Annotated in this window: 24 protein-coding genes and 1 riboswitch; of the genes, 7 read left to right on the forward strand and 17 right to left on the reverse strand. The window is 69.5% G+C overall.

What is annotated here, in order from left to right; translation table 11 throughout:
- Positions 1-3: 3 nt before the first annotated feature.
- Positions 4-210: riboswitch (cobalamin riboswitch) on the reverse strand.
- A gap of 196 nt (positions 211-406) precedes the next feature.
- From FHR38_RS00215 to FHR38_RS00255, 9 genes are all read right to left on the reverse strand, one after another.
- Positions 407-1,600, reverse strand: a complete 1,194-nt coding sequence (locus FHR38_RS00215) for an enterochelin esterase domain-containing protein (protein ID WP_184531697.1) — start codon at positions 1,598-1,600, stop codon at positions 407-409.
- Entirely contained in the window at positions 1,600-2,697 is a 1,098-nt protein-coding gene (locus FHR38_RS00220) for an LLM class flavin-dependent oxidoreductase (protein WP_184531699.1), read from the reverse strand. Before FHR38_RS00220 ends, FHR38_RS00215 begins: the two co-directional genes overlap by 1 nt.
- Positions 2,694-3,464, reverse strand: coding sequence for an ABC transporter ATP-binding protein (locus tag FHR38_RS00225; RefSeq protein WP_221449274.1), 771 nt, complete (start codon positions 3,462-3,464; stop codon positions 2,694-2,696). The genes FHR38_RS00220 and FHR38_RS00225 overlap by 4 nt, the downstream gene beginning before the upstream one ends.
- Before the next feature lie 48 nt (positions 3,465-3,512).
- The gene (locus tag FHR38_RS00230) at positions 3,513-4,565 is read right to left on the reverse strand and encodes a FecCD family ABC transporter permease (protein ID WP_184531701.1); all 1,053 of its coding nucleotides are present in this window, start codon (positions 4,563-4,565) and stop codon (positions 3,513-3,515) included.
- Positions 4,562-5,581: a FecCD family ABC transporter permease gene (locus tag FHR38_RS00235; RefSeq protein WP_221448849.1), complete on the reverse strand. Its 1,020-nt coding sequence runs from the start codon at positions 5,579-5,581 to the stop codon at positions 4,562-4,564. The genes FHR38_RS00230 and FHR38_RS00235 overlap by 4 nt, the downstream gene beginning before the upstream one ends.
- A gap of 68 nt (positions 5,582-5,649) precedes the next feature.
- Positions 5,650-6,648, reverse strand: a complete 999-nt coding sequence (gene fepB, locus FHR38_RS00240) for a Fe2+-enterobactin ABC transporter substrate-binding protein (RefSeq protein WP_184531702.1) — start codon at positions 6,646-6,648, stop codon at positions 5,650-5,652.
- 53 nt (positions 6,649-6,701) lie between these two features.
- Positions 6,702-6,992 (reverse strand): hypothetical protein, encoded by a 291-nt coding sequence (locus FHR38_RS00245; protein WP_184531704.1) that lies wholly within the window; start codon positions 6,990-6,992, stop codon positions 6,702-6,704.
- A 70-nt stretch (positions 6,993-7,062) separates the two neighbouring features.
- Positions 7,063-10,392 carry a hypothetical protein gene (locus FHR38_RS00250; protein ID WP_184539030.1) on the reverse strand — a complete coding sequence of 1,110 codons (3,330 nt, stop codon included), beginning with the start codon at positions 10,390-10,392 and terminating at the stop codon, positions 7,063-7,065.
- Positions 10,393-10,539: 147 nt separating this feature from the next.
- The gene (locus FHR38_RS00255) at positions 10,540-11,127 is read right to left on the reverse strand and encodes a TetR/AcrR family transcriptional regulator (RefSeq protein WP_184531706.1); all 588 of its coding nucleotides are present in this window, start codon (positions 11,125-11,127) and stop codon (positions 10,540-10,542) included.
- Positions 11,128-11,197: 70 nt separating this feature from the next.
- Here FHR38_RS00255 and FHR38_RS32700 point away from each other — a divergent pair, with 70 nt between their 5' ends.
- From FHR38_RS32700 to FHR38_RS00265, 3 genes are all read left to right on the forward strand, one after another.
- Complete coding sequence (locus tag FHR38_RS32700) at positions 11,198-11,320, forward strand: hypothetical protein (RefSeq protein WP_281384764.1); 123 nt, start codon at positions 11,198-11,200, stop codon at positions 11,318-11,320.
- 66 nt (positions 11,321-11,386) lie between these two features.
- Entirely contained in the window at positions 11,387-12,289 is a 903-nt protein-coding gene (locus FHR38_RS00260) for an IS982 family transposase (RefSeq protein WP_184531708.1), read from the forward strand.
- Positions 12,286-13,584 (forward strand): MFS transporter, encoded by a 1,299-nt coding sequence (locus tag FHR38_RS00265; protein ID WP_281384765.1) that lies wholly within the window; start codon positions 12,286-12,288, stop codon positions 13,582-13,584. Before FHR38_RS00260 ends, FHR38_RS00265 begins: the two co-directional genes overlap by 4 nt.
- Here the strand turns inward: FHR38_RS00265 and FHR38_RS00270 are convergent.
- The 5 genes from FHR38_RS00270 to FHR38_RS00290 all read right to left on the reverse strand — a co-directional run bounded on the left by FHR38_RS00270 (position 13,581) and on the right by FHR38_RS00290 (position 18,027).
- A complete protein-coding gene (locus tag FHR38_RS00270) occupies positions 13,581-14,309 on the reverse strand; it encodes an acetoacetate decarboxylase family protein (RefSeq protein ID WP_312881683.1) in 729 nt (242 codons plus the stop codon). The genes FHR38_RS00265 and FHR38_RS00270 overlap by 4 nt on opposite strands.
- An 82-nt stretch (positions 14,310-14,391) precedes the next feature.
- Positions 14,392-15,036: a M15 family metallopeptidase gene (locus FHR38_RS00275; RefSeq protein WP_184531711.1), complete on the reverse strand. Its 645-nt coding sequence runs from the start codon at positions 15,034-15,036 to the stop codon at positions 14,392-14,394.
- A gap of 171 nt (positions 15,037-15,207) precedes the next feature.
- Positions 15,208-15,921, reverse strand: a complete 714-nt coding sequence (locus FHR38_RS00280; protein WP_184531713.1) for a hypothetical protein — start codon at positions 15,919-15,921, stop codon at positions 15,208-15,210.
- Positions 15,922-15,982: 61 nt separating this feature from the next.
- The gene (locus FHR38_RS00285; RefSeq protein ID WP_184531715.1) at positions 15,983-17,539 is read right to left on the reverse strand and encodes a long-chain-fatty-acid--CoA ligase; all 1,557 of its coding nucleotides are present in this window, start codon (positions 17,537-17,539) and stop codon (positions 15,983-15,985) included.
- Complete coding sequence (locus FHR38_RS00290) at positions 17,539-18,027, reverse strand: MaoC family dehydratase (protein WP_221448852.1); 489 nt, start codon at positions 18,025-18,027, stop codon at positions 17,539-17,541. The genes FHR38_RS00285 and FHR38_RS00290 overlap by 1 nt, the downstream gene beginning before the upstream one ends.
- Here FHR38_RS00290 and FHR38_RS33430 point away from each other — a divergent pair.
- Positions 18,012-18,329 carry a zinc ribbon domain-containing protein gene (locus FHR38_RS33430; protein WP_376771457.1) on the forward strand — a complete coding sequence of 106 codons (318 nt, stop codon included), beginning with the start codon at positions 18,012-18,014 and terminating at the stop codon, positions 18,327-18,329. The genes FHR38_RS00290 and FHR38_RS33430 overlap by 16 nt on opposite strands.
- On the opposite strand, the gene FHR38_RS00300 is transcribed toward FHR38_RS33430, so the two are convergent.
- The 3 genes from FHR38_RS00300 to FHR38_RS00310 form a co-directional block, all read right to left on the reverse strand.
- Positions 18,274-19,446, reverse strand: coding sequence for an acyl-CoA dehydrogenase family protein (locus tag FHR38_RS00300; protein ID WP_184531717.1), 1,173 nt, complete (start codon positions 19,444-19,446; stop codon positions 18,274-18,276). The genes FHR38_RS33430 and FHR38_RS00300 overlap by 56 nt on opposite strands.
- 81 nt (positions 19,447-19,527) lie before the next feature.
- Positions 19,528-20,286, reverse strand: coding sequence for a 3-oxoacyl-ACP reductase FabG (gene fabG, locus FHR38_RS00305; RefSeq protein ID WP_184531719.1), 759 nt, complete (start codon positions 20,284-20,286; stop codon positions 19,528-19,530).
- 20 nt (positions 20,287-20,306) lie between these two features.
- On the reverse strand, positions 20,307-21,458 hold the full coding sequence (locus FHR38_RS00310; protein WP_184531721.1) for an acyl-CoA dehydrogenase family protein: 1,152 nt from the start codon (positions 21,456-21,458) through the stop codon (positions 20,307-20,309).
- A gap of 88 nt (positions 21,459-21,546) precedes the next feature.
- Here FHR38_RS00310 and FHR38_RS00315 point away from each other — a divergent pair, with 88 nt between their 5' ends.
- The 3 genes from FHR38_RS00315 (at position 21,547) to FHR38_RS00325 (ending at position 24,842) form a co-directional block, all read left to right on the forward strand.
- On the forward strand, positions 21,547-22,185 hold the full coding sequence (locus FHR38_RS00315) for a TetR/AcrR family transcriptional regulator (protein ID WP_184531723.1): 639 nt from the start codon (positions 21,547-21,549) through the stop codon (positions 22,183-22,185).
- A 120-nt stretch (positions 22,186-22,305) separates the two neighbouring features.
- A complete protein-coding gene (locus tag FHR38_RS00320; protein ID WP_184531725.1) occupies positions 22,306-23,769 on the forward strand; it encodes an aldehyde dehydrogenase family protein in 1,464 nt (487 codons plus the stop codon).
- Complete coding sequence (locus FHR38_RS00325; protein ID WP_184531727.1) at positions 23,766-24,842, forward strand: alcohol dehydrogenase catalytic domain-containing protein; 1,077 nt, start codon at positions 23,766-23,768, stop codon at positions 24,840-24,842. The genes FHR38_RS00320 and FHR38_RS00325 overlap by 4 nt, the downstream gene beginning before the upstream one ends.
- The last annotated feature ends 2 nt before the right edge of the window (positions 24,843-24,844 follow it).

Below are 24,844 nucleotides of genomic sequence, written 5' to 3' on the forward strand. Positions count from 1 at the left end.
GTACCCACGCGTGGCGCGCTGGCAGGTCTTCGGACTCGTGGGCGTCGTGCTCATGCCTACTGACCGTCGCTTCCCAGACCCTGCGGGTCCAGTGCTTCGTTGACGGCGGTCGTTCCCACTCACCGCTGCGGGGCAGCCCCGGAATCACACCGGGTTCCCTCTTGCCTCGGCCACCGAACCGGTAGTCGAACCAGCTACGGGTAGCACTATATATGGGCACACCCAAGGAATGACAACACCAGATGCTGTGCCGGGCGTGTCGTAGCGCTGCGGCACTTGAGCATCGAGGAATGCCGTCGCCCACCGTCGGTCATGTTCAATTCCAGCCACGGCGGCGACAACCCATCACGAACTCGCTGAGTCCATCAACCACCCGAGCATCCAGCTCCCAACGACCAGCGAAGGGCTATGGTCGGGGCTGTCCGAGCAGGTCCGCGATGCCGTCCTCCCAGAACCCACGCCAACACGCCATGTCGTGCCCGCCCTGGAACTCGCGGTACGTCACGGTGTGCGGGCTGGTCGCGAGTACCTCCCGTAGCCGGCGGTGCGGTTCCAGAAGCGTCCCCTCGAACGCGCCCACCGTGAGGAACAGGTGCACCGGGGCTGCGGTTGCGGCACGCCCGAGCATGTCGTGCTGCCACAGCGACGCCGACTGGCTGAGCGCCGATCCCACCGCCGCCGGATGGTCGAACACGGTCTTCAGCGCCGTCAGTCCGCCCAGGCTTTCCCCGGTCACCACGACGTCGCGCGGATCGGCACTCACCGGCATCTGATCGCGCAACCACGGCAGCAGGCTCAGGGCTATCTCGTCGCTCATGGTGCCGTCGATGCTGAGGTCGGACATCCGTCGCGGCGATGTCGCACCGGTCTCCACCATCGCGACGAACGGCGTACGGATCGTCCCTGCCGCGACGAGCCGGTCGGTGGCAGCCACGGCGTAGCCGGACGCCTGCCACACCTCCCCGTCCAACACGATGACCAGCGGATGGGAAGCGCCGTCGTCGCCGATCGGCGGGGAGAGCCACACCGTACGACCGGAGGGCGCGACCAGCTGCCGCATGCGGGGAGACGGTCCATCCGCAGGTGCGGCCTGCCGCGGCGCGGCGTCGAGTTCCGCCACGGACGCGGTCGAGCCGCCGTGGGTACGGGTACGCGCCGGGTTACGGGGATCGACGACGCCCTCCTCGCGGATGGTACGCATCGCCCACCGGGGTTCGTGCTCGTGCAGGGCGCGGTCCCCCGCCACGTCGGTTTCGAGCACCGTGTACGACCCGCGCCAGTCGGCGGGGAGCCGGAACGTGGCGTGCCAGACGTCCGTGCCCGGTATTCGCTGCATGCGACTGTCGTCGAGGTCGTGCGTCACCCGGTTGATGGTCACGTAGACGGCTGCCGCTTCGGTGGAGCGCCACAGGAACGTCACCCGGCACCCGCCGCCGGCGGCATCCTCGACGATCGGCGTGCGTCGCCCGATGGTCTCCCAGAACTCCGCCGTCGAACCGGCCGCCGTAAGGCGGCTGGCGAGCGTGCTTACGGTACGGCGGGACGGCGGTCTCGGCGGCGAGGGCGGCGCTGGACGCATCACGGGTGACGTCGGGCGCATCAGATCCCCTCCGCGAGGTGCCCGCGCAGCGTCGTGCCGGAATATGCGGTACGGAACCGTCCGGCGGCCGCGAGGGCGGGGACCACCTCCGAGGTGAACAGGTGCAGCGAGCCCCACGACGCCGCAGGCAGGGCGATCACGCCGTCGATCGCACCGGCGTCGGCGCGGCGGAGGATCTCGTCCACAGCATCCTGCGGGGTGCCGACGATCGTCCAGTGCCGCACGTGCGCCGGTGACGTCGGGCCCGGCTGGTTTTCGTTCGCCAGTTCCTCGGCCTGTGCACGGGTCGGCGCGAGGCACAGCGAGACGCCGGGCAACACCAGTGGGGCGCGTTTCCGGCCGGCGGCCCCGGCCCCGGCGTGCAGTCGCCCGCGTAGGGCGACGCCGTCCGACGTCTCGGCGGTCATGGCGAACACGGCGTCAGCGAAGCGCGCCGCGAAGTCCACCGACGCCGGTGAGCCGCCCGCGTGCAGCAGCGGCAGCGGCTCGTCCGAGAGCGCCGGCACGCTGAGCGGACCGGCCGAGGCGTACCGGCCGTGTGGCGGCACCTGCGACAGTGCCGCCGGGTCGGCGAACACGCCTGCCGTCCGGTCGTGGTGCAGCGCCCGGGCGGGAAACGACTGCCGCAGGCCCTCGACAACGGTCACGAAGTCGACCGCGTTCACGTAAGGGTCCGCCGGCACATCCCGGTCGGCGAAGTTCTCTCCGCCGCCGAGCGAGGTGACGACGTTCCAGCCGGCCCGTCCCGCGCTGAGCCGATCCAGCGACTGCAACTGCCGAGCGGTGGTGAACGGGTGCGCGAAGGTCGAGGACAGGGTCGGTACCAGCCCGATGCGCGTCGTCTCGGCCACGAGCGCGGCCATGAGCATCGTCGGGTCCAGGGCGCTGAACCCGAGGCCGTGCTCCACCGATGCCGGATCGAGGGTGAGCGCATCCGGCTTGAACAGGAAGTCCAGGTGCGCTGCTTCCGCCGACCGGGCGGCTTCGACGAAGAAGTCGGCGGTGAACAGCTCCTCGACCCGGCTGTCCGGCCGCCGCCACGAGCCGGCCCGCAGCCAGGTAGGTGACAGCGACAGTCCGATGTGCAGCAGGGTCACGCGTCCCCATCCCGGGCGGCGATCGGGATGACCAGGGGCGTGCCGAAGACCGGGTCGGCGATGACGCGCGCCTCCAGCCGGAACACGTCGCGCAGCAGCTGCTCGGTGAGCACCTCGCTCGGGGCACCGGCAGCGGCCACCGCGCCTTCGCGCATGACGATGAGATGGTCGGCGAAGCGCGCCGCCTGGTTGAGGTCGTGCAGGACCAGCACCAGCGTGCGGCCCTCCTCGCGGTTGAGCCGCCGGCACAGCTCCAGCACCTCGAGCTGGTGCGAGATGTCAAGGTAGGTGGTGGGCTCGTCCAGGAGCATCACCGGCGTGTCCTGGGCGAGCAGCATCGCGATCCACACCCGCTGCCGTTGACCGCCGGACAGTTCCTCGACGGCGCGGTCGGCCAGTTCTGTCACGCCTGTCGCCACCATCGCCCGCTTCACCGCCTCCTCGTCGGCCAGGCTCCACTGCTGGAGCATCCGCTGGTGCGGGAACCGGCCGCGTCCGACAAGGTCTGCGACGGTGATGCCGAACGGCGCGACAGACGACTGTGGCAGCAGCCCCAGCCGGCGGGCCAGCTCCTTCGGGGCCAGGCGCTGCACGTCCTGGCCGTGCAACAGCACGCGTCCGGCGCTGGGGCGCAGCAGCCGCGCGAGTGCGCGCAGGAGAGTGGACTTGCCGCACGCGTTCGGGCCGAGGATCACGGTCACCGCGCCGTCCGGGACCGGCACGTCGAGGTCGTGCGCGACCTGGCGCGACTCGTACGCGAGCGTCAGGTGTGACGCTTCGAGGGCTGGGGTGGGCAACTTGGGGTCCTTCACGGGTCAGACCTGCTTGGAGCGGGTCAGCATCCAGATGAGGTAGAGGCCGCCGATGATGCCGGTCATCCGCCCGATCGGAACGGCGGCGGTGATGGGCAGCAGCCGCGTGACCACGTCGGCGAGCACCAGCAGGCAGGCACCCATCGCGGCGGCGCTGAGTACCGGCATGGTGCGCCAGCGGGTGAGTCGTGCCACGAGTTGGGGGGCGGCCAGCGCGATGAACGCGATCGGCCCGGCCGCTGCGGTGGCGAGCCCGGCGAGGGCCACGGCAGCGAGCATCAGCAGCACTCGGGTGCGCTCCACCCGTACGCCGAGTTGCTGCGCCACGTCGTCGCCCATCTCCATCAGTGACGCCTGACGGGCCAGTGGCAGGACCAGCGGGACGAGTACGAGCGTGCCGACCGCTACCGGCAGGGCGTGCGTCCAGGTGCGTGCGTCGAGTGACCCTGACCGCCACAGGTTGGCCGAGATCGCCTGGTCCAGGTCTCCGACCACGAGCAGCAGGTCGTTGACAGCGGCGAGCACGGCGCCCACGCCGATGCCCACGAGGATCAGTCGGTACCCGCCGGAGGTGCCGCCCTTGCGGGAAAGCAGGTACACGACCGCCGCGGTGAGCAGGCCACCTGATACCGCACCCAACGCCACCTGCACAGCGTCGGCGTCGAACACCACGATCTGCATGATCGCACCGGTGGCGGCACCGGTGGTGAAGCCGATGACGTCGGGCGAGCCGAGTGCGTTGCGCGAGACCGATTGGAAGATCGCGCCGGAGACGCCCAGTGCCGCACCGGCGAAGATCGCGGTGACCACCCGCGGCAGCCGTAGGTTCTGCACGATCCGGTCGTACTGTGGGTTGCCGGACGTGCCGAACAGCGCCGCAGCCACCTCGCTGAACGACAGGCGCAGCGTGCCGACTGTCATCGCCACGATCCCCAGGGCCACGGTGGCCGCCAGCAGGACGACGGTGACCGTCACCAGCCGCGGCGAGATCACCAGCGAGAGTCTGCCCACCCGCCACACCTGTTGTTTCCGGGGCAGCCGACGTTGCGCGTTCACAGCCGCACCATCCGGCGTCGGCGTACCAGCATCACGAAGAACGGTCCGCCCAGGATCGCGACCATGATTCCGACCCCCACTTCGCCGTTCTGCGGGATGATGCGGCCGAGGGCGTCGGCGACGACGATGAGCACGGCGGCGAGCAGGCCCGCGTAGGGCAGCACCCAGCGGTGGTCGACGCCGACGAGGAGCCGTGCGAGGTGCGGCGCGGCCAGGCCCAGGAAGGTAATGGGCCCGGCTGCCGCCGTCGCGGCACCGGCGAGCACGATGACGACCAGTCCGGCCAGTGCCCATATCCGGGTGGGGTTTGCGCCCAGCGACCGGCTGAGGTCCTCGCCGAGCATCGCGGAGTCGAGTGGCCGGGCGAGTGCATAGGCGGCGACGAGTCCGACTGCGGTGAGTACGCCGACGGCGAGGAGCACGTCGGCGCCACGTCCGGCGAGCGAGCCGACCATCCAGTGCCGGTAGCGGTCGAACACGTTGTCGAGGCTGTTGACGAGCATGATCTGGGTGAGCGCCATGAGTACGACGGTGAGTGCGGCCCCGGCGAGCACCAGCCGCACCGGGTTGGTGCCGGTGCGTACGCCGCCGAGCAGGTAGACGACGGCTCCGGCGATCCCCGCACCGAGGATGCCGAGCCACATGTAGCCGGACGGATTGGTGATGCCGAAGAACGCGATGCCGGCGGCAATGGCGGTCATCGCTCCGGCGTTGACGCCCAGCAGGCCCGGTTCGGCGAGCGGGTTCCGGGTGAGGGCCTGCATGATGGTGCCGGCGACACCGAGGGCTATGCCGACCACGACGCCCAGTAGGGCGCGTGGGATGCGTTGGTGGACGACGAGCAGGTGCTCCGAGTTGGTCGGGTCGAACGCGAACACGGCCTGCCACGTGGTGGCGAGGGAGATGTCGCGAGTGCCGACGGCGATGCTGACGAACACGCCGATCACGAGTACGACCGTCAGCACGACCAGTCCGGTGCTCCGGTGACGCAGGCGCGGGGTGGGGGTGGTCTTCATCACGTGAGGGTGGCTTTCCTGAAGGTGACGGGGTGGGGGCGTCGCCGCCCCACCCCGCTACTGGACGGTCACTTGGCGAAGTTCGCCACGACGCCGTCGACGATCTCCGTCGCGCTGTACTTGTCCATCCGGAACGAGTTCAGGCCGAGACCGTGTACCTGGCTCTTCTTCACGGACGGGAGGTTCGCCAGCACCGGGTCCTTGGCGAACGCCTGCGCGCCCGCGTCGTCCTTGCTGAGGATGAAGGTGGTGTCGGCGGTGAGCTTGGTGAGGTTCTCGTACGCGGTGAACACAAAGTCCTCGCGCAGCTTGGCCTGCGTGTGCCACGCGGTGTTCGGGTCCTCGACGGTGAAGCCGAGGTCGGTGAGCAGGCGCCCCTGGGCGGAGCCGACGCGAGCGATCGGGTTGTCCTCACCTGCACCGTTGTAGGAGACGATGTTCACGGCCCCGCTGGGCACGGTGATCTTCGCTGCGGCGGTGCGGACGTAGTCGTCGAACGCGGTAACCGTCTTCTTGGCCTCCGCCTCCCGACCGGTGGCCTCGCCCAACTTCGCCGCAAGCTCCTGCCAGGTCTGCCCCCCGTAGTCGACGACGATGGTCGGGGCGATCGCCCGCAGCTCGCCGAGCTGGTCGGTCACCGAGTCGGCCCCGCTGGAGGAGACGACGATGAGGTCGGGCTTGTGGGCGTACACGGCTTCCAGCTCAACCTTGCCCGCCGGCCACAGGTTCGCGACGTTGCGCTCCGTTGCGACGTTGGCCCACTGGGCGAAGAACTTGCCGTTGCCGGCGGAGCCCGACGCGACCACCGGAGCGTCGAAGGCGAGCAGGGTGCCCGATACCGACACCGAGGTGGAGACGATGGCCGCCGGCTTCTTGGGAATCTCGGTGGTGGTGCCGTCGGCGTTCTTGAAGGTGCGCGGCCAGCCCGCCGTGGCTGTCGTGGTGGTGTCCTGCGACGTGGCCGCGGTATCAGCGGAGTCGGCGCAGCCGACCATCGTCAGGGCACCGATGGCGGCGACGGCGATGCCGGCTAGCGTTCGGGTACGCGCGGAAAGGGTGTGAGACATAGCAATCCTTGTCAATCGGAACGAAAGCCGCTCCGGCAGATACTAAGGTAAGGCTAACCTAGGGCGAGAACGCCCTGGTAGCAGCCCTCGCACACCCGGATTTCGCAGCCGCGCAGGGCGATACGCACGCAGCCGCGCAGGGCGATACGCACGCAGCCGCGCAGGGCGATACGCACGCAGCCGCGCAGGGCGATACGCACGCAGCCGCGCAGGGCGATACGCACGCAGCCGCGCAGGGCGATACGCACGCAGCCGCGCAGGGCGATACGCACGCAGCCGCGCAGGGCGATACGCACGCAGCCGCGAGGCTTGCGTGGCAGGGTTTCCACAGCGATGACCACCACTCGGTCACCCCACCGAAAAGCGGTCGCTGTCAACCTCTCGGTGCCGCCGAGGTGGAAATATCCATGACGGTCAGCTCATGTCGACGCCGTACGCCTCCTCGCGTACGTCGGCGTCAGGATGTTGACGCAACCGGAGCAGCAGGTCACGCCATGGGGACGACCAGCCGAAGGTCGCACCGGGCCGGACCAGCGCCATCGCGAACAGCCCACCCGCGAGGTCACCCCGCCCGATCAACCGGTCGATCATGTCCGGCAGGGTCGCCGGATCGATCGATTCCGGCAGCTCGCGTAGGCGGCTGCCGACGTGCTCGGCGGTCCGTACCGCGAGGACCGGACGTCTCGCGCAGAGGTCGGCGATCTCGTCAAGATTGTCCAGCTGCCCGAGGCCGACCAGCATCGCCGCAGCCGCGCCGGTGTATCCGGGCTGGCCCGCGAGCCAGCGCGCTGCGGCGATCGGCCCCGACCGGTCGGTCCCGGCCGGGCTGATCCTCGACCAGACGACGGTGGCAAGTGCGATCGCCTCGACACGTCGCCGGGCCGGGCGATCCGCCGCCGCGTCGCTCCGCAGATCGTCGGCCGGCAGTTCGTCACCCGGCAGTTCGTCGCCCGTGTCTCGTTCGACGAGACGGACGAGCGCACTGCGGATCCCGGCGTCGCCCAGGGCGCGCAGCAGCTGGGTGATCTCGATCGCCTGGGACTGCTCGCCAAGGTCGGTGAGCCGATCCAGGATCAGCTCGCTGACGTCGGCGGCCCAGTACGACCAGGCCGGCAACTGGGCGAACGCGGCACGGCGCACCTCCCGGTCGACGACACGGCAGGCGGCGACGATCAGCGCGGCGTATCGGGGACGGTGGCGTTCGGGAACCAGATGCGGATCGCCAGCCAGCACCGCGCGACGTTCTTCCCGGCTACCGTTGCCGGCCGCATCGAGGATCGTCCAGCTCGGCTCGGCATCGAGCCGTTGCCGGGCGGCGGCGACGACCGCCGCGCGCACGTCCCGGTGGGTGTCCGGCTGCGTGTACACCTGCAGCAGCGTCGCCATCACCTCGGACGAGCCATACCGGGCCAGCAGCCGGACAGCGGCCTTACGGCTGGTGATCTTGGCGGGACCGAACAGCACCCCACCGAGCAGTACGGGCAGCTGAGCCGGCGGGACGTGCCGGGCGGCCCGGCCGGCGGCGTAGAGGGCGACCCGGGCTCGGTCGCCGCCGGCGTACTCCAGCAGCACCGGCAGCGCCTCGTCCGGCCGGTCGCCCCAGACGAGCGCACCGAGCGCCGCCTCGGCGATCACCACCTCGGACGCGTCGACGTGACGCAGCACCACCGCACGGCCCAGGCCGGGCATCCGCGCTGCGGCGTGGATCGCAGCAGCCCGCTGCCACACCGTCGCATCGGCGTCCACGATGATCCGTTCCTGCAACGCCACGAACGCCGCGTGCTGCCGAGGCAGCCACCGCTCGGGGTGTCGCGCCGACCCCGGCACCCACCGCGTCCCCGCCTCGATGAACCGACCCCGCAGGTGCCGGTTGAACACCCGGTCGAGCAGATGCCGGTTGAACACCCGGTCGAGCAGGTCGGTACGAGACGAGCAGATCGTCTCCCACACCACCGGGATCGTCACGGTGCTCGGGTCGGTCGCGAGCACCTCGGCGACCCGTTCGCCACGGCTGCGCGGATCGTCGAGCCAGAGCCGAATCGCAACCTCGGCCACCCCGGCCGAGGTCCGCGGATGGATCGCCCGACGCAACATCTCCTGCAGCTGCGGCACCCGCCAGGCCCGCCGCCCGAGGGCGTGGGTAAGCGCGAACAGCGGACCATATTCGCCCCGGCCAGCGGCAGTCTCCACCCAGTCGTGCAGCCGCCGGACGACCATCGTCTCCTGTCCACGGCGCAGCACCCCGTCGAAGCGGCGCAACAGCGGCACGCGCGCACTGGTGCCCATCATGTCGATGGTGGCCAACGCCCATTCACGCAGCTCCGGTACGTCGACGTGGTGTTGCAGGGTGTCGACGGCGAGCGTACTCAGCGCCGCCGTGGTGGCGGCGGAGGCGTCGCGCGCCTCGACGGCGTCACTGGTCAGCTGCGCCAAGCCAGCTGCGGCGCCGGGGGTCAGTAGCCGAGCGACCTTGGCCAGGGCGGTGAGCGCGGCGACGCGAACCGGGTCCTGCTCGTTGCGCAGCCGGCCGAGCCGGGTCACCACCTCGGCCACCGCCTGCGGGTCACGCGAGCGGCGGGCGGCCTCCACCAGCAACACGTACGTCTGTGCCCGCTCGTCGGCGTCGCCGGAGCCTACCGCCGCATCCAGTGCGGCAGCCGCGTCCGGCCAGGCCAGGTAGGCACTCCATAGGAGCACCTGCGCCTCCCGCTCGCGGATCTTCGCCAGGCCCAGCACGCGACTCGCCTCCCGGATGCGGACCGCGACTGGCAACACCTCCATGACCTCGCGGGCCGGCACCAGCAGGGCCGTCTCCACGTCGGCCAGCGCCCGGTCGTACAGGTCGCCACGGCGGGCCGGTGGGACGGCATCGAGCAACGCCGCCAGCGACCAGGTGCACTCCCGTACCTGACGGGCGAGTGGGGCGAGCTGCTCGACGGAGAGTACGGCGAGGCGACGCAGCAGCGCCCTCGGCAGCGAGATGCGCCGCAGCCAGCCACTCCGGCTGGGCGCGCTGAGCAGAGTGACGACGCGGCCCGGATCGTACGCGGCGAGGACGCCGTACGCGGTGAGGTTGCCCGGCAACCACTTCTCCGGTGCGTACCGCTCCAGCAGTTCGAGCGCGCGGGCCGGGTCGCACCGCAGGACCGCCCGGCCTACCTCGGCCCAGATCCGGTCGCGAAGCTCAGGCGTGGCCTGGGCCAGCCGTTCACCCGCCCGGTCGAGCACCAGTCCGGGATGCCGGTTGACCAGCCTCTCAAGGTTGAGCGCATGCTCCAGCTCAGGTAGCAGCGCGCGGATGGTAGCCGGGCTGCAGGCGGGCAGCAGGGCAGCGGCCTCCTCGTCGCCGTAGTGCGACCGGACCTCGGACAGCAGTGCGTCCGCGATCTCCGGCGCGTTCAGCCGGCGCAGCGTGCGGTAGATCCGCCGCCGCTCCATTGCGGACAGCTCCAGGATGCTCCAGTTCAGGCTGCCGATACGCAGCGCCGCGTTGAGCGCGCTGGCCCGGATCGACGCGTACGGGTCCCGGGTGGCAGCCTCGACGCCCTCCACGTCCCTGGTCACCACGGCGGCGACCAGGGCGAGGTGTCGTTCGTAACTGCCTCGGCTGCGCAGGTCGGCGCAGACCTCTGCGCGGTCTGGCGCGGTCCGCGCCCACGCGACAAGATGTTTCATCCGCTGCGGGTACGACAACGGGTCGAGCGACACGAGCAGATCTCGGGTGGCAGCGAGCACGGCGATCATTGTGCCCACTCGGCCACTGCGGCGATACCCCATTCCGTCCACGGTCGCTGGCCACCACGTCCCGCCCGCGCGGGGGTTGCCGGCAAGGCCCTACCGGAGGAGGTCGCGCCACTGGACACCCGGACCGTCGCTGCCAGCGCAGATGGGTCAGTGGGACAGACGTGGCCGGAGTCGTTCGAGGTAGTCCGCTGTCAGCGACTCCGCCTCGGACTCGGTGAGCTGGTCGGCCATCAGGAGCGTTCCCAGGCCGTGCGCGAGACCCATGACCTCCAGGGCGAGCAGCCGGGCGGCTGCCGCACTGAGGTGCGTGTCGGAGCGGAGAGCGCGGACGAGGTGGTCCGCAAGCGCCCGAAGGTGCACCTGGTACGCCTGCCCCGCCACCCCGGGGTGGGTAATGGCAAGCGCTTCCAGTGAGACACCGACCCGGTGGAAGCCCCGGCTCGCCGCATCGGTGGGTAGCGCCTCGTCGAGGAACGCTTTGACCTGGTCGATCGCTGACCCGCTTGCGCCTTGGCGCTCGGAGCGGCTGCGCCACCGTTCGATGCTCCTGTCAGCGAGGCGGTCGAGGGTGGCGGTCAGGAGCGCGTCCTTGTTCTTGCCGTAGTACTGGACGAGCCGGAGCGACACACCCGCTTCGCTGGCGACTGCCCGCATGGTCACTGCGTTCACGCCGCCCCGTCCGAGGAGGCGTTCCACGGCATCCATGATTTCGGCTCTGCGCTCGTTCTCGGGCACTCCGCGAATCTCCTTTCCCCAACCTGATGATACGGTCGTACCACGTGATACACGTGTATCAAGGAGGGTGATGTCGCCTTCGTTGCAGCGGCTCGGGCTGTGGGCGTCCTGTCTGGCTCAACTGATGGTGGTGCTGGACATCTCCGTGGTGAACGTCGCACTGCCGTCGATTCAGACCGATCTAGATGATTGAGTCCTAAATCTTTGCTGGTGGGAGGTGCCGGCGTACTGGTACAGGGAAGGGTGTCGTTGTCTGCTCGTGACAGCTGACATCAACACCCTTCTGACCGCACTGTACGTGTTCGTAGACGATCACCTGGTACCGCGTCGCCGCCGTCCCGGCCGGCCCCAGCGGTTGTCCGACGCCGAACTGGTCTGCCTGATGATCACCCAGGTCCTGTTCGACTTCCCTCGTGAACGGCACTGGATCCGCTGGGCCGGCACCCACCTGCGCGACATGTTCCCGTACCTGCCGACCGCGTCCGGCTACGGCAAACGGGTCCGCGGCAGCGGTCAGCTCATCGCCACCGTGCTCCGGGCCCTGGCCCATGTCACCCCGACCAGTGCCCCGATCCTCAGGTTGATCGACTCCACCCCGGTACCGTGCGGCACCTCGCGGGAGACCACGAAACGTTCGGACCTGGCCGGGGACGCCGGCTACGGCTACAGCGCCTCACACTCCCGCTACTTCTGGGGCATGCGCCTGTATCTACTGGCCACAGCCGAGGGCATGCCCGTGCTGTGGTGCCTGGCCAACCCGAAACTCGACGAACGGGAGGTGATGGCCGCCCTCATCGAGGCCGACCACCACCTAATCGCCGACGGGCAGGTCATCCTGGCCGACCGTGGCTTCGCCAGCCCGGAGTTCGACCAGTTCTGCGACCTGCGGAGCATCCACCTGGTCCGCCCGAAACGCGCCAACGCCAAGGCCGACGCCCCACGCACCCCGGCCGAGAAAGCCCTGCTCCGCGCCCGCCAATGGATCGAGTCGATCTTCCAGAGCCTGAAAGGCCAACTCTCCCTGGAACGACACGGAGCCCGCCGACACGACGGCCTGTTCGCCCGCGTCGGTCAACGCCTACTCGCCCTGGCCGCCGTGATCTGGCACAACACCAACATCGGCGCACCCAACCCAAGATCACTCATCGCATACGACCATTGACCAGCAGGGATTTAGGACTCAATCATCTAGGACTCGGACGAGTCGCGGCATCGTGGGTGGCGTTGGCATACAGCCTCGGCTTCGCCGGGCTACTCCTGGTGGGAGCGAGGCTGGCCGATGTCGTCGGCATCGCACGGCTGCTCGCCTGGGGCATCGGGGCGTTCACCATCGCAAGCGCCATCGGCGGTTTCGCGACCGAAGGCTGGACACTCATCGCCGCACGGGCAGTGCAGGGCCTCTCCGCTGCGGTCGTGTCTCCCGCGACATTCACCCTGCTGACGACTACGCACGCAGAAGGGCCGACTCGGACGAGGGCGATAGCCATCTGGACGGCGGTCAGCCTGGCCGGGGGCGGCCTCGGCAACATCGCCAGTGGGACGCTCACCGACCTCATCTCCTGGCGCGCCACCCTGTTGATCAATCTGCCCATCGGCGCTGGCATCGCCATGACCGCCGCTGCCCTGCACCGGCGGCTCGTCGCAGGCCAACGCGGCGTACGCATCAGCCTCGTCGGTGCCGGACTGGCCACGGGCGCCTTCGCGTGCGCCACCTACGCGCTCTCGGTGGCCGGCGGATCGGCTGCTGAGGCGGCACCCGCCCTGGTCGGCGGAGTCACAGGTGTGCTGCTGTTCGCCCTACTCGTCGTCCAACAACGACACACAGCGCACCCGCTCGTGCCGAGCAGTCTGACGCGGAGCCGACTCATCCTCCTCGGCAACACCGCCACCGCGCTGACAGCGGCCTGCTTCCAAATCGGTCTGTGGTACTTCCTCACCTACCTGATGCAGGAGCAGCTGGGATACACGCCGCTCCAAGCCGGGCTGGCCTTCCTCCCGCTCACCGCCAGCATGCTCACCGTGAACCTCTGGGTCACCCCACAACTGATGAAGCGGCTCCCATCCCGGGCACTCGTCGTGGCCGGCGTTGCGATATCCGCTCCCGGGCTGATCTGGCTGGCGGTCGTCGACCAGGGGCCATTCGTACTCACGATCCTGCTGCCCAGCATCGCGATCGGTATCGGCGGTGGGCTCATGAACACGCCGCTGGCCACCATCGTGACCACCGGTGTCCCATCCGACCACGCCGGCGCAGCTTCCGGCCTGATGAACACGGCCAAACAGTTCGGCGGCGCCATCGGCCTCGCTGCGGCAACCACCGCAGGCGCCGTGGCGGGCACCGACAAGGCAGCCTTCGCTTTCATGGCGCTCGCGCTCGTCATGGCCGCCGCAATCACAACCGGGATTCCCAGGAGTCGCGACCGATCGAAGTCCGCCACAGCGGCGGAGAGCAGCTAGGTTCGGTCCTGCGGACCGCTCGGCATTTCCCGGCCGGCATCGGGCCCGACGGGCCCCTCCCCGGTGGCACCGTCCGACTGTCCACCGGCCGTTCCGAAGGTCAACTGGAAGTCACGCAATGCCAACGTGATCATCGGGCGGCGATGGGCCAGTCGTCCCATCGGTCCGCCCGGCTCGATCGTCCATCGTGCGGTGGCCGTCGTCAGTCCCGCTCTGCCTCGGACCGGAGTACTGCGAACGTCCGAGATGAGCAGTTGCGTCACGGTGAATCGGAACGGCCAGCGCCCGGGGAGTCGCATTCCTCGCTGAACTCGACCCTGGGCGATCATGCGTGACGCCGTATGGGCCGCTGCCTCGATCACGTCACGACCGGTAGGCACCGTTTCCGCCGCGATCTCCAGGTCGGCCATCTCCTTGGGGATGCCCCACAGCTCGCGCCCACCGTCACGGGAGACTGGGCTGTCCACCCAGATGTCGGTGATGGTCACCCCCGTCCGGGCCCTGGCCCGGACGAGCACTGCAGTCAGCAGTTCGCGGTACTGCAACACTCCGCCGGGTTGGTACTCGATCCAGGCGGTACCGACCAGCCCCCGGCCGCCGAGCGTCACGGGACGTACGACGTGACTCAGCCCTTCGGGGAGCGGCGGCAGCTCGGAGCGGGGAACCGACCAGACCGACAGGTACATCTGGCCGCGCAGGTGCCACGGCTCCGGCGGGTACGACACAGCTCCCCCTCCCAACTGCCTGGCTGACGCAGGCAAGGAAAGTTGATAGGGCCCTACCTTCGTACCACGACGAGACTGCCGCTCACCCCAGGTTGACCGGGCCGTAGCGGGTCTGGTCAGCCCCGGTGCTCAGCGCCCAGTAACGGTCACCGAACGACCAGTGCCACCACTCCGTCGGGTAGTTGACCATGCCGGCTGACCGCAGTGCCGCGCCGAGGAGGTCGCGGTTACGCCGAGCCTCCGCAGAGATGTCGGGTGATCCGGTGAAACAGGCATTGGCACTTTCCACGGGATTGGCGTTGACCGGCGTACCCATGTCGAGTTCGTACCCCTCCTCGGTACACAGCGTGAGGTCGACGGTGCCGCCGGTGCTGTGCGGAGCCACCTCGGGCGGCGAAACGTACTTGCTGGCCTCGACGTGCAGCCGCTCGGCATCCCAGTCCGGATAGTGCACACGCAGTTCGTCGCGATAGTCCTCGAAGTACTTCGTCTGCAGCCACAGAGGCCGGTAGCCCTCGACGACCAGCAGCCGCAGTCCATCCGGTAGGGAGCGCTGGGCGGCCAGCAACTTCTCGATCGTGGCTTCCCGTAGGTGTGCGTACGCCCCGGCCGCGTCCGCCAACCGGTCGTCCACCCGGAACTCCGGGATCTCCCGCAGATCGAGCAGAGCCTCCCCATTGTCACCGAGCGGGATGGCGGAAATTCGCTGGTCGGAGAGGAGGATCACGGGGCGGCTCCTATCAGGTCGTCGCCGGGCAGTGCCACCAGCGGGGTCGTTGTCGAGTTGTCCCCCGGACCGAACCCGGCTGCGGTCGGCCAACCGATAAAGACAAGGATCGTCGAGTGGTGGGAAAGTATCCCACCACAAGCACTCGAACCTGCCTGGCGGTTACTGATTTCAGCTCAGCAGGGCTGGTCGCAGCTCCGCACCCAGGTTGATCCCGCCCACCACCCGGGTACGGCTGAGGTCGTACACGTCGATGGTGTTGTTGCGGCGCATCAGTTCCCGGGTCGGGGGTGGCAGCGGCGGCGGCTTCTCCATCTCCGCTCGGATCTGTCGAGCGGTGGCGATCAGCCGATGTGCCAGGGCGGCTGCGTCGACGTCCACCGGGACCCGGCCGTACTCCCAGCCGCTGGCAGTGAGGTCGAGCACCTCGAACACGTGGGTCAGCAGCGGGTTCGGGTCTGTCATGCGCACGTATTGGGCGGCCTGGTTGCCGAGCGCCGTGACGGCGGCGGCCACCTGGACGTACGGGTGGAAGCCGCACGGCAGTGCGAACAGTGGCCACCGCAGTTGCGGCCCGGCCGCCTTCCACAGCGGCCGGTAGTTGCGGCGGTCGACGATGAACCGACGACCGGTTTGCCGGTAGAGGTCGGCAACCTGGGCGAGCAGCGCCGTGTTGGCCTCGTCGGCGAACTCATGAATGATCCTGGCCGCCACCACCATGCCGTCCGCACCGTCCAGCAGCCGCGTCACCGCGTCGACCTGGTCGGAGAACCGGACCTGGACGCTGGGGCCGAACCGATGCCGGACGTCCTGGAGCAGCGACTCCTGCCGGACTGGATCGTGCTGGACCTGCTTCCTGCCCAGCACAAACCGCAACCACCGCATGTCGCCTCGTTTCAACAGCCTCCTCAGGACCCGGCAATGCTACAAGACCACCCCTGACGGATCAGGACTCGGCGATCGTCCGACGCAGCTCCCGCTTGAGCACCTTGTGGCTCGGGCCGAGCGGTAACTCGGACACGAACCGGATCCGCCGCGGATACTTGTGCCGGCCGAGCCGCTCCCGCGCCCAGCCGACGAGTTCCTGGGCGTCCGGCAGGTCGGCCGAGGGGTCCGGCACCACCACCGCGCAGATCTCCTCCCCGTGCACCGGATCGGGTACGCCGATCACCGCGACCTGGGCGACCGCCGGGTGCCGGGCCAGCACCTCCTCCACCTCGCGCGGGTAGACGTTGAAGCCGCCCCGGATCACCACGTCCTTGGTCCGGTCCACGATGGTGACGAAGCCGTCGGCGTCCCGGGTCCCGAGGTCGCCGGTACGGAACCAGCCGTCGACGATCGCCTCATCGGTCGCCTCGGGACGGTTGAGGTATCGGGCGAAGACGTTGTGTCCACGGATCACGATCTCGCCCAGCTGGCCGGTGCCCAACAGCTCGATCCGCTCCGGCACCTCGGGGCGGGCGATCTCCACATCGACACCCCAGACCGGGTGGCCGACCGTACCGGCCCGGGTGCCGAAGTGCGGCTGGTTGGTGGTCGCGGTCGGTGAGGTCTCCGAGAGTCCGTACCCCTCGAAGATCGTGGTGTCGAAGGCCGCGTTGAAGCGTTCGAGTACGGCGACCGGCAGCGACGCGCCACCGGAGATGCAGAGTCGCAGCCGGGGCAGCCCGGTACGTCCGGCGGCGGCCGTCAGCAGCGCGACGTACATCGTCGGTACGCCGTGGAAGACGTCCACCCGTTCTTTGACCATCAACTCCAGTGCGGCAGGGCCGGTGAACCGGGTGAGCAGTACCAGGGTGCCGCCGATGCGGAAGGTGCCGTTCATCGCCACCGTCTGCCCGAAGCTGTGGAACAGTGGCAGACAGCCGAGCACCACGTCGGTGGTGCGGCTCTCGTTGGCGTCGAAGACGTTCACCATCGTGTTCATCACCAGGTTGAGGTGGGTCAGTACCGCGCCCTTCGGCTCCCCGGTGGTGCCGCTGGTGTAGAGGATCACGGCCGGATCCTCCGCGCTGCGCGAGGCGTACGACGGCAGCGGTTCCAGCCCGGCGCAGAGCTCCGTGAGCTGCTGGACCGACGACTGCGGCGGCGCTGCCGGATCCGACGGCACCTTTCCGACGGTGACCAGCGGGATGCCGGCCCGCTCGGCTGCCGCCGCGCCCATCGCGAGTTGGCTACCGTGACAGATCAGCAGGTCGGCCCGGCTGTCCCGGAGCACGTAGGCGGCCTCGTCGGCAGTGAGCAGGAGGTGGACCGGGACCAGCGTCGCGCCGACCGCGAGCGCCGCATAGTAGGCGCGCGGGAAGTCGACCACGTTCGGCGCGAGCAGTGCGACCGTGCCGCCGGGGCGGATGCCCAGCTCACGCAGTCCGGCCGCGTACGACCGGGCCTCCTGCCACAGGTCGGCGTAGGTAACCCGGATGTCGCCGTCCACGACGGCGGTCTTGGTCGGATACCGCCGGGCGGATTCGGCGAGTACGGCGGCGAGCGACAGGCTGGTCATCACGCCTCCCGGGCGAAGTAGAGTCGGCTCACCGTCTCGGCCACGCAGACCGGCTTGCCACTGTCACTGTCGCTGTCCACGGTGACCGTGTTGACCAGTTGGATTCCGTCGGCCACCTCGGTCACCTCGTCGATCCGGACGGTGGCCCGGATCCGGCTGCCGGTACGCAGTGGGGCGGGGAACCGTACCCGGTTCAGCCCGTAGTTGACCCCCAACCGGAGTCCCTCGACCCGGTAGACGTCCCGGACCAGGGCCGGCAGCAGCGACAGGGTGAGGTAGCCGTGCGCGACGGTGCCGCCAAAGGGGCCGGACGCGGCCCGCTCCGCGTCGACGTGGATCCACTGGTGGTCGTCGGTGGCGTCGGCGAAGAGGTCCACCCGGCCCTGCTCCACTGGATGCCACTGCCCCGGGCCGAGGATCTGCCCGGTCGCAGCGACGAGTTCGCTGGGGGTGGCGAACATCCGCACGCCGAATTCGAACGTCGTCATCGGATTCCTTCCGTGGATGCTCCGGCCTTCAGGCCGGACTCGAATACAAAGCCGACTGGTACGGCCGGAACCTGGTCGTGGTGGACCGATGGTTCCCGTCGTCCAAACTGTGCTCGACGTGTGGTGCGCGCGCTGAACGGATGCCGCTGGACGTGCGGACGTGGACCTGCCGATGCAGTCGGTGTCGAAGCAGGAAAACCCAAGGGCGACCAAGGGAATCCCCGCCCGTCAGGGCAGTGGAGGATGTCAAGCCAGGTGCCCTCCGAGCTTCGTGTAGCCGCGCAGCAGGTCGCGGGAGATGATCAGTCGTTGCATCTCGTCGGTGCCCTCGAAGATGCGCAGCAGTCGGACCTGCCGGTACCACCGTTCGATCGGCAGTTCCCGGGTGTAGCCCATGCCGCCGTGGATCTGCATCACCCGGTCCACCACCCGGTTGATCATCCCGGCGCCGTAGAGCTTCGCCATCGACGAGGCATGCCTCGGGTCGAGCCCGGCGTCGATGGTCCAGGCCGCCCGGAGCACCAGCCAGCGAGCCGCCTCCAGCTCGGTCTCCGAGTCGGCCAGCATCCAGCCGATCGCCTGGTTCTCGCCGATCGGTCGACCGAAGGTGTGCCGGGTGTTCGCGTGCTCGATCGCCATGCCCAGCGCCCGTTCGGCGATACCGAGCGCGTGCGACGGGATGACGTACCGCCCCTTGCCGATCCACTGCATGGCGAGCGCGAAGCCCTGCCCGACCTCACCGAGGACGTTCCGCTGCGGTACCCGGACGTCTTCGAAGATCAGCGACGCCGGCCCGCCCTCCCCCATGGTCTGGATGAACTCCGAGCGCCAGCCCATCGTCCGGTCCACGAGGAAGGCGGTGCTGCCGCCCTTGCGGACGTCCTTGTCCCGGTCGGTGACGGCGATGACGATGGCGAAGTCGGCCTCGTTGCCGCCGGTAATGAAGGTCTTCTCACCGTTGAGCACCCAGTCGTCGCCGTCCCGGCGGGCGACGAGCCGGATGTTGGCCGCGTCCGAGCCCGCACCGGGCTCGGTGATGGCGAAGCAGGAGCGACGTTCGCCCTCGATGGTCGGCAGCAGGTATTCGCGCTGCTGCTCGTCGTTGGCGTGGAAGAGGATGTTGTCCGCCTCCCCGCCAAACCGGAACGGCACGAAGCTGCGCCCCACCTCGGTCCAGATCAGTGACTGGGTCACGGCCGGCAGGCCCATTCCGCCGTACTCGTCCGGGGTGTCCAGGCCCCAGAAGCCGAACTTGCGGGCCTTGAGTTGCAGCTCGCGTAGCTGGTCGGGTTCCAGGCCGGGCTGGTGGGCGCGCTCGCGGCGGAGCACCTCCGGCTCCAGGGGTACGACCTCCCGGGTGATGAACTCCCGGGCGGTGTCCCGGATCGCCCGCTCCTCATCACTCAGTGCGAAGTCCACGATCTCCTCCTCCTGCTGCTCTGGTCGTCGAGCCGGTCACCCGGCGTGCCGAAAGTCGGGTGCCGGGTGCCGCCCGACGGTTCAGCGGGCACCGCCGTTGACGTAGAGGGTCTGGCCACTGACGTACGAGGCGTCGTCGCTGGCCAGGAAGGCGACCACCGAGGCGATCTCCGCTGGCTGGCCGACCCGACGCAGCGGGGTCAGCTCGGCGACCATCTTCTGGTGCTCCTCCGGGTTGGACCCGACCCGGACGGCGGTGGCGGCGGTCATCGCGGTGGCCACGTAGCCGGGGGCGACCGCGTTGACGGTGACGTTGTACGGACCCAGTTCGATGGCGAGGGTGGCGGTGAGTCCCTGCACACCGGCCTTGGCCGCGGCGTAGTTGACCTGCCCCCGGTTGCCGAGGGCGGAGCGGCTGCTCAGGTTGACGATCCGGCCGTAACGGGCGGCGACCATCCGCTTCTGCGCCGCCTGGCAGCAGTGGAACATGCTGGTCAGGTTGGTGTTCAGCACCGCGTTCCACTCGGCGGCCGTCATCTTGAACAGCAGGTTGTCCCGGGTGATGCCGGCGTTGTTGACCAGGATGTGCAGTCCACCGAGTTCGGTGACCACCTGTTCGGTCATCGCCTCCACCGCGTCGGCGTCGGTGACGTCGCAGCCGACGCCGATCGCGCGGCCCCCGGCGGCGGTGAGTTCGTCGGCGACGAGTTTGCTCCGCTCGCCATCGAGGTCGACGACCGCGACGGCGGCTCCCTCTGCGGCGAGCCGGCGGGCGGTGGCGGCACCGATGCCCTGGGCCGCGCCGGTGACGATGGCGACCCGGTCGGCGAATCTGTCCATGCTCTCTCCCCTGGTGCTGGTCAGTTGAAGGCGTTGACGCCGGTCAGCGCCCGCCCGATGAGTAGCTGTTGGATCTGGCTGGTGCCCTCGTAGAGGGTGGCGACCCGGGCGTCGCGCAAGTACCTTCCGACCGGATACTCGTCGATGTAGCCGTATCCACCGAAGACCTGTAGCGCGTTGTTCGCGGCCCGGACGGCGGCCTCGGTGGCGAAGAGCTTCGCCGCCGACGATTCGAGGGCGAAGGGCTGCCCCCGGTCGATCAGGTCGGCGGCCTGCCAGACGAGCAGCCGGGCGGCGGCGGTGTCGACGGCGATCTCGGCGAGCAGCTGCTGCACCAGTTGGTGTCCGGCGATCGGCCTACCGAACTGTTCCCGCTCGGCGGCATAGCCCAGCGCGGCGTTCAGGCTGCCCTGGGCGATGCCGACACAGCCGGCGGCGACCGACACCCGCCCCTTGGCCAGTGCGCCGAGGGCCAGTTGGAAGCCCGCACCTTCGTCACCGAGCCGCGCGCTGTCGGGCACCCGTACCCGGTCGAGGACCAGTTCGGCGGTGTCCTGGCCCCGGAGCCCGAGCTTGCCGTGGATCCTGCGGCGGGTCAGCCCGGCGCTCCCGGTGGGGATCAGGAAGGCGGTGATGCCCCGGGGGCCGGGATCACCGGTACGGGCGAAGAGCAGCAGCACGTCGGCGACGGTGCCGTTGGTGATGAACACCTTCGCCCCGCTGATCAGCCAGTCGTCACCGTCACGGGCCGCCTGGGTCCGCAGCGCGGCGGCGTCGGATCCGCTGTCGGGTTCGGTGAGCGCGAAGCTGCCGAGGAGTTCACCGGCGCAGAGTCCGGGCAGCCAGCGGGTCTTCTGCTCGGGCGTGCCGTGGGTCGCGATCGACTTGGCGACGAGACCGAGGGAGACCGAGACGATGCCGCGTACCGACGAGTCGCCCCGGCCGAGTTCCTCCAGCACCAGGCAGTACGTCAGGTGGTCGCCGCCGGAACCGCCGTCGGCTTCGGCGATGGTCAGACCGAGGAAGCCGAGGTCGCCGAGTTTCCGGACGATGTCCGGGTCGAGTGCTTCGGCGCGGTCGGCGGCAGCGGCGTGCGGTGCCACTTCGCGGTCGACGAACTCGGCCGCGAGCTGGCGCACGGCGGTCTGCTCAGCCGAGAGACTCAGATCCATGGCCATTAAACTAGCGGTGCAAGTTTTAACTCGTCCAGACCCCGATGTGAAAGAGTTCCGATCGCACCCATCCGGAGGGAATCCACCAATGCCACGGCCCAGTAAGGCCCTGCTCAGCCGGGAGCGAATCGTGACCACCGCCGCCGCGCTCATCGACGCCGAGGGGCTGGCCGCACTCTCCACCCGCCGGCTCGCCACCGAACTCGGGGTCCGTGGACCGTCGCTCTACAACCACTTCGCCACCAAGGACGAGATCCTGGAGGCGGTCGCCGACACGATCGTCGCCCAGGTCGACGTCTCGTTCTTCCACACCCACGACTGGCGGGAGGCACTGCGACTCTGGGCACTCTCCTACCGGTCGGCACTGGCCGCGCACCCGAACATCGTGCCGTACCTCGCCCAGGGGCCGGGCCGACGGCCGGCGTCACTGCGGATGGCCGACGCCGTCTACGGCGGCCTGGTCGACGCCGGCTGGCCGCCAGCGAGAGCCACCCACATCGGCGCCCTGATGCGCTATCTGGTCACCGGCTCCACCCTCGGCTCCTTTGCCAAGGGATTCGTCGAGGATCCGGCCCTCTACGACGCGCACCCGCATCTGGGGCAGGCGCACCGACTCGCCGAGCACCAGCACAGCGTCGACGATGGAGCGTTCGCGCTCGGGTTGGACGCACTCATCGACGGCCTCTCCCACAGTTACGAGAAACTCGCCCAACCTATGGATCGATGAAGCGGCGGGCATTACAGTCGAGAAAACTTGCAGCGCTAGTTATTGCGCCTCAAGCACACCGCTGCCCCCTGTAGCCCCTGTCATCCGCTGACCCGCTCACCTGATGTGAGAGGTACCCCGATGCAGCTCAGCCGTACCGAAATCCATCTCGATGGCCGATGGGCGCGGCCGGACGGGACCGAGAAGATCCCGGTGGAGAACCCGTTCACCGAAGAGATCATCGCCGAGATTCCCGCCTGTACCGCCACCGACGTCGACCGGGCGGTCACCGCCGCCCGCGCCGCCTTCGACGGTTGGGCCGACACCGACCCGCTCGATCGGGCCGCCGCGCTGGACCGGCTCTACGCCGCACTCGCCTCCCGCGCCAGCACCCTCGCCGAGACCATCAGCCTCGAACTCGGCACTCCACAGAAGTTCGCCACCCGGGTCCAGGTCGGCCTCCCGCTGACGGTCCTGAAGAGCTACGTGGACCTGGCCCGACAGCCCGATGCGGCGGAGACCATCGGCAACTCGCTGGTGCTCCGCGAACCGGTCGGCGTCGTCGGTGCCATCACCCCGTGGAACTACCCACTGCACCAGGTGATCGCCAAACTGGCCCCCGCGCTCGCCGCCGGCTGCACCGTGGTGCTGAAACCGAGCGAGCTGACCCCGCTGGTGGCCTACCAACTCTTCGACGCGATCGACGAGGCCCGGCTGCCGCCCGGGGTGGTCAACCTGGTCACCGGGACCGGCCCGGTCGTCGGGGAGGCCCTCGCCGGGCATCCGGACGTGGACATGGTCTCCTTCACCGGCTCCACCGCCGTCGGCCGGCGGATCTCCCACCTGGCCGCCGACCGGATCGCCCGGGTAGCGCTCGAACTCGGCGGCAAGTCGGCGAACATCATCCTCGACGACGCCGACCTCCCCACCGCGGTCCGGGCCGGCATCGCCAACTGCTTCATCAACTCCGGCCAGACCTGCACCGCCTGGACCCGGATGCTGGTGCACCGTAGCCGATACGCCGAAGCCCTCGAACTCGCCGCCCAATTCGCCGCCGGATACCAGCTCGGCGGCCCCTTCGAACCAGCCACCCGACTCGGGCCGCTGGTCTCCGCCACCCAACGTGACCGGGTACGCGCACACATCGAGCGCGGCCTCGCCGACGGCGGTCGCCTGGTCACCGGCGGACTGGACGCACCGGTCCCCGAACGGGGGCATTTCGTCGCACCCACCATCGTCGCCGACGTCGACCCGGACAGTGCGCTGGCCCAGGAGGAGATCTTCGGGCCGGTCCTGTCGGTCATCGCCTTCGACGACCTCGACCAGGCCGTGGCGATCGCGAACAACTCCCGGTACGGCCTCGCCGGTGCGGTCTTCGCCGGTGACGACGAACGGGCCCTCGCGGTCGCCCGCCGGATCCGCACCGGCTCGGTGGAGATCAACGGCGGCTCGTTCAACCCGCTCGCCCCGTTCGGTGGCTACAAACAGTCCGGCATCGGCCGGGAATTGGGTGGGCACGGCCTCGCCGAGTTCACCCAGCTCAAGGCAATCCAGCACAGGACAGTCCAACAAGAGGCGGGCCAACGAGAGGCGGTCCAGCGATGAGGGCGCTGGTCGTTACTGGCGTCGGTACCGAGCCAGCCGTCACCGACATCGAACTCCCCGCCCCCGGACCTGACGAGGTGCGGGTCCGGATCCGCGCCGCCGGGGTCTGCCACTCCGACCTGTCCATGATGAACGGAACGGTCGCGGCGGCGTACCCCCTGGTACTCGGACATGAGGCCGCCGGCGTGGTGACCGAGGTGGGCGACGACGTACGTCGAGTCGGTGTCGGCGACCACGTGGTGCTGAACTGGGCACCCCCGTGCCGGCAGTGCTGGTCCTGCCAGCACGGTGAACCATGGCTCTGCGCCCAGGCCGGCGCGCCAGCGGTGCCCCGGGGTCACACCACCGGTGGCGATCCGCTGCACGTCACGCTCGGTCTCGGTGCACTCGCTGAGGAAGTCGTCGTCAGCGAACGGGCGGTGATCGGTGTCCCGGCCGGACTGCCGTTCGAATCGGCCGCCCTGCTCGGCTGCGCGGTACTGACCGGGGTTGGTGCGGTCACCCGGACCGCCGCCGTCGCACCTGGCGAATCGGTGCTGGTTCTCGGGCTGGGCGGGGTGGGGTTGGCAACAGTGATCGCCGCCCGGGCCGCCGGTGCCGGGCGGATCATCGCCGCCGACCTCGCCGAAGCCAAGAGCGAGTTGGCCCGGGCCGCCGGGGCCACCGACTTCCTGACCTCCGACGACACGCTCGGTAAACAGATCCGGGCACTGACCGACGGGCGCGGGGTCGACCACGCCTTCGAATGCGTCGGACGGGCCACCACGATCCGTACCGCCTGGCGGGCCACCCGGCGTGGCGGCCAGGTGACCGTGGTGGGGATGGGTGCGAAGGACGATCTGGTCGCACTCAGCGCGCTGGAGATCTTCCACTCCGCCCGTACCCTGCGCTCCTCGGTCTACGGCTCCTCCGACCCGGACCGGGACGTACCGGAGCTGGCCGCCTCGGTGCTCGACGGGTCACTCGACCTCGGCCCGCTGATCACCGACCGGTGTGAACTTTCCGAGGCTCCGGCCGCCTTCGCCAGGATGGCGCGGGGCGAAGGTGCCCGTACCGTCGTGCACTTCGACTGATC

Origin of the sequence: Micromonospora polyrhachis (assembly GCF_014203835.1) — a bacterium.
Classification (GTDB): domain Bacteria; phylum Actinomycetota; class Actinomycetes; order Mycobacteriales; family Micromonosporaceae; genus Micromonospora_H; species Micromonospora_H polyrhachis.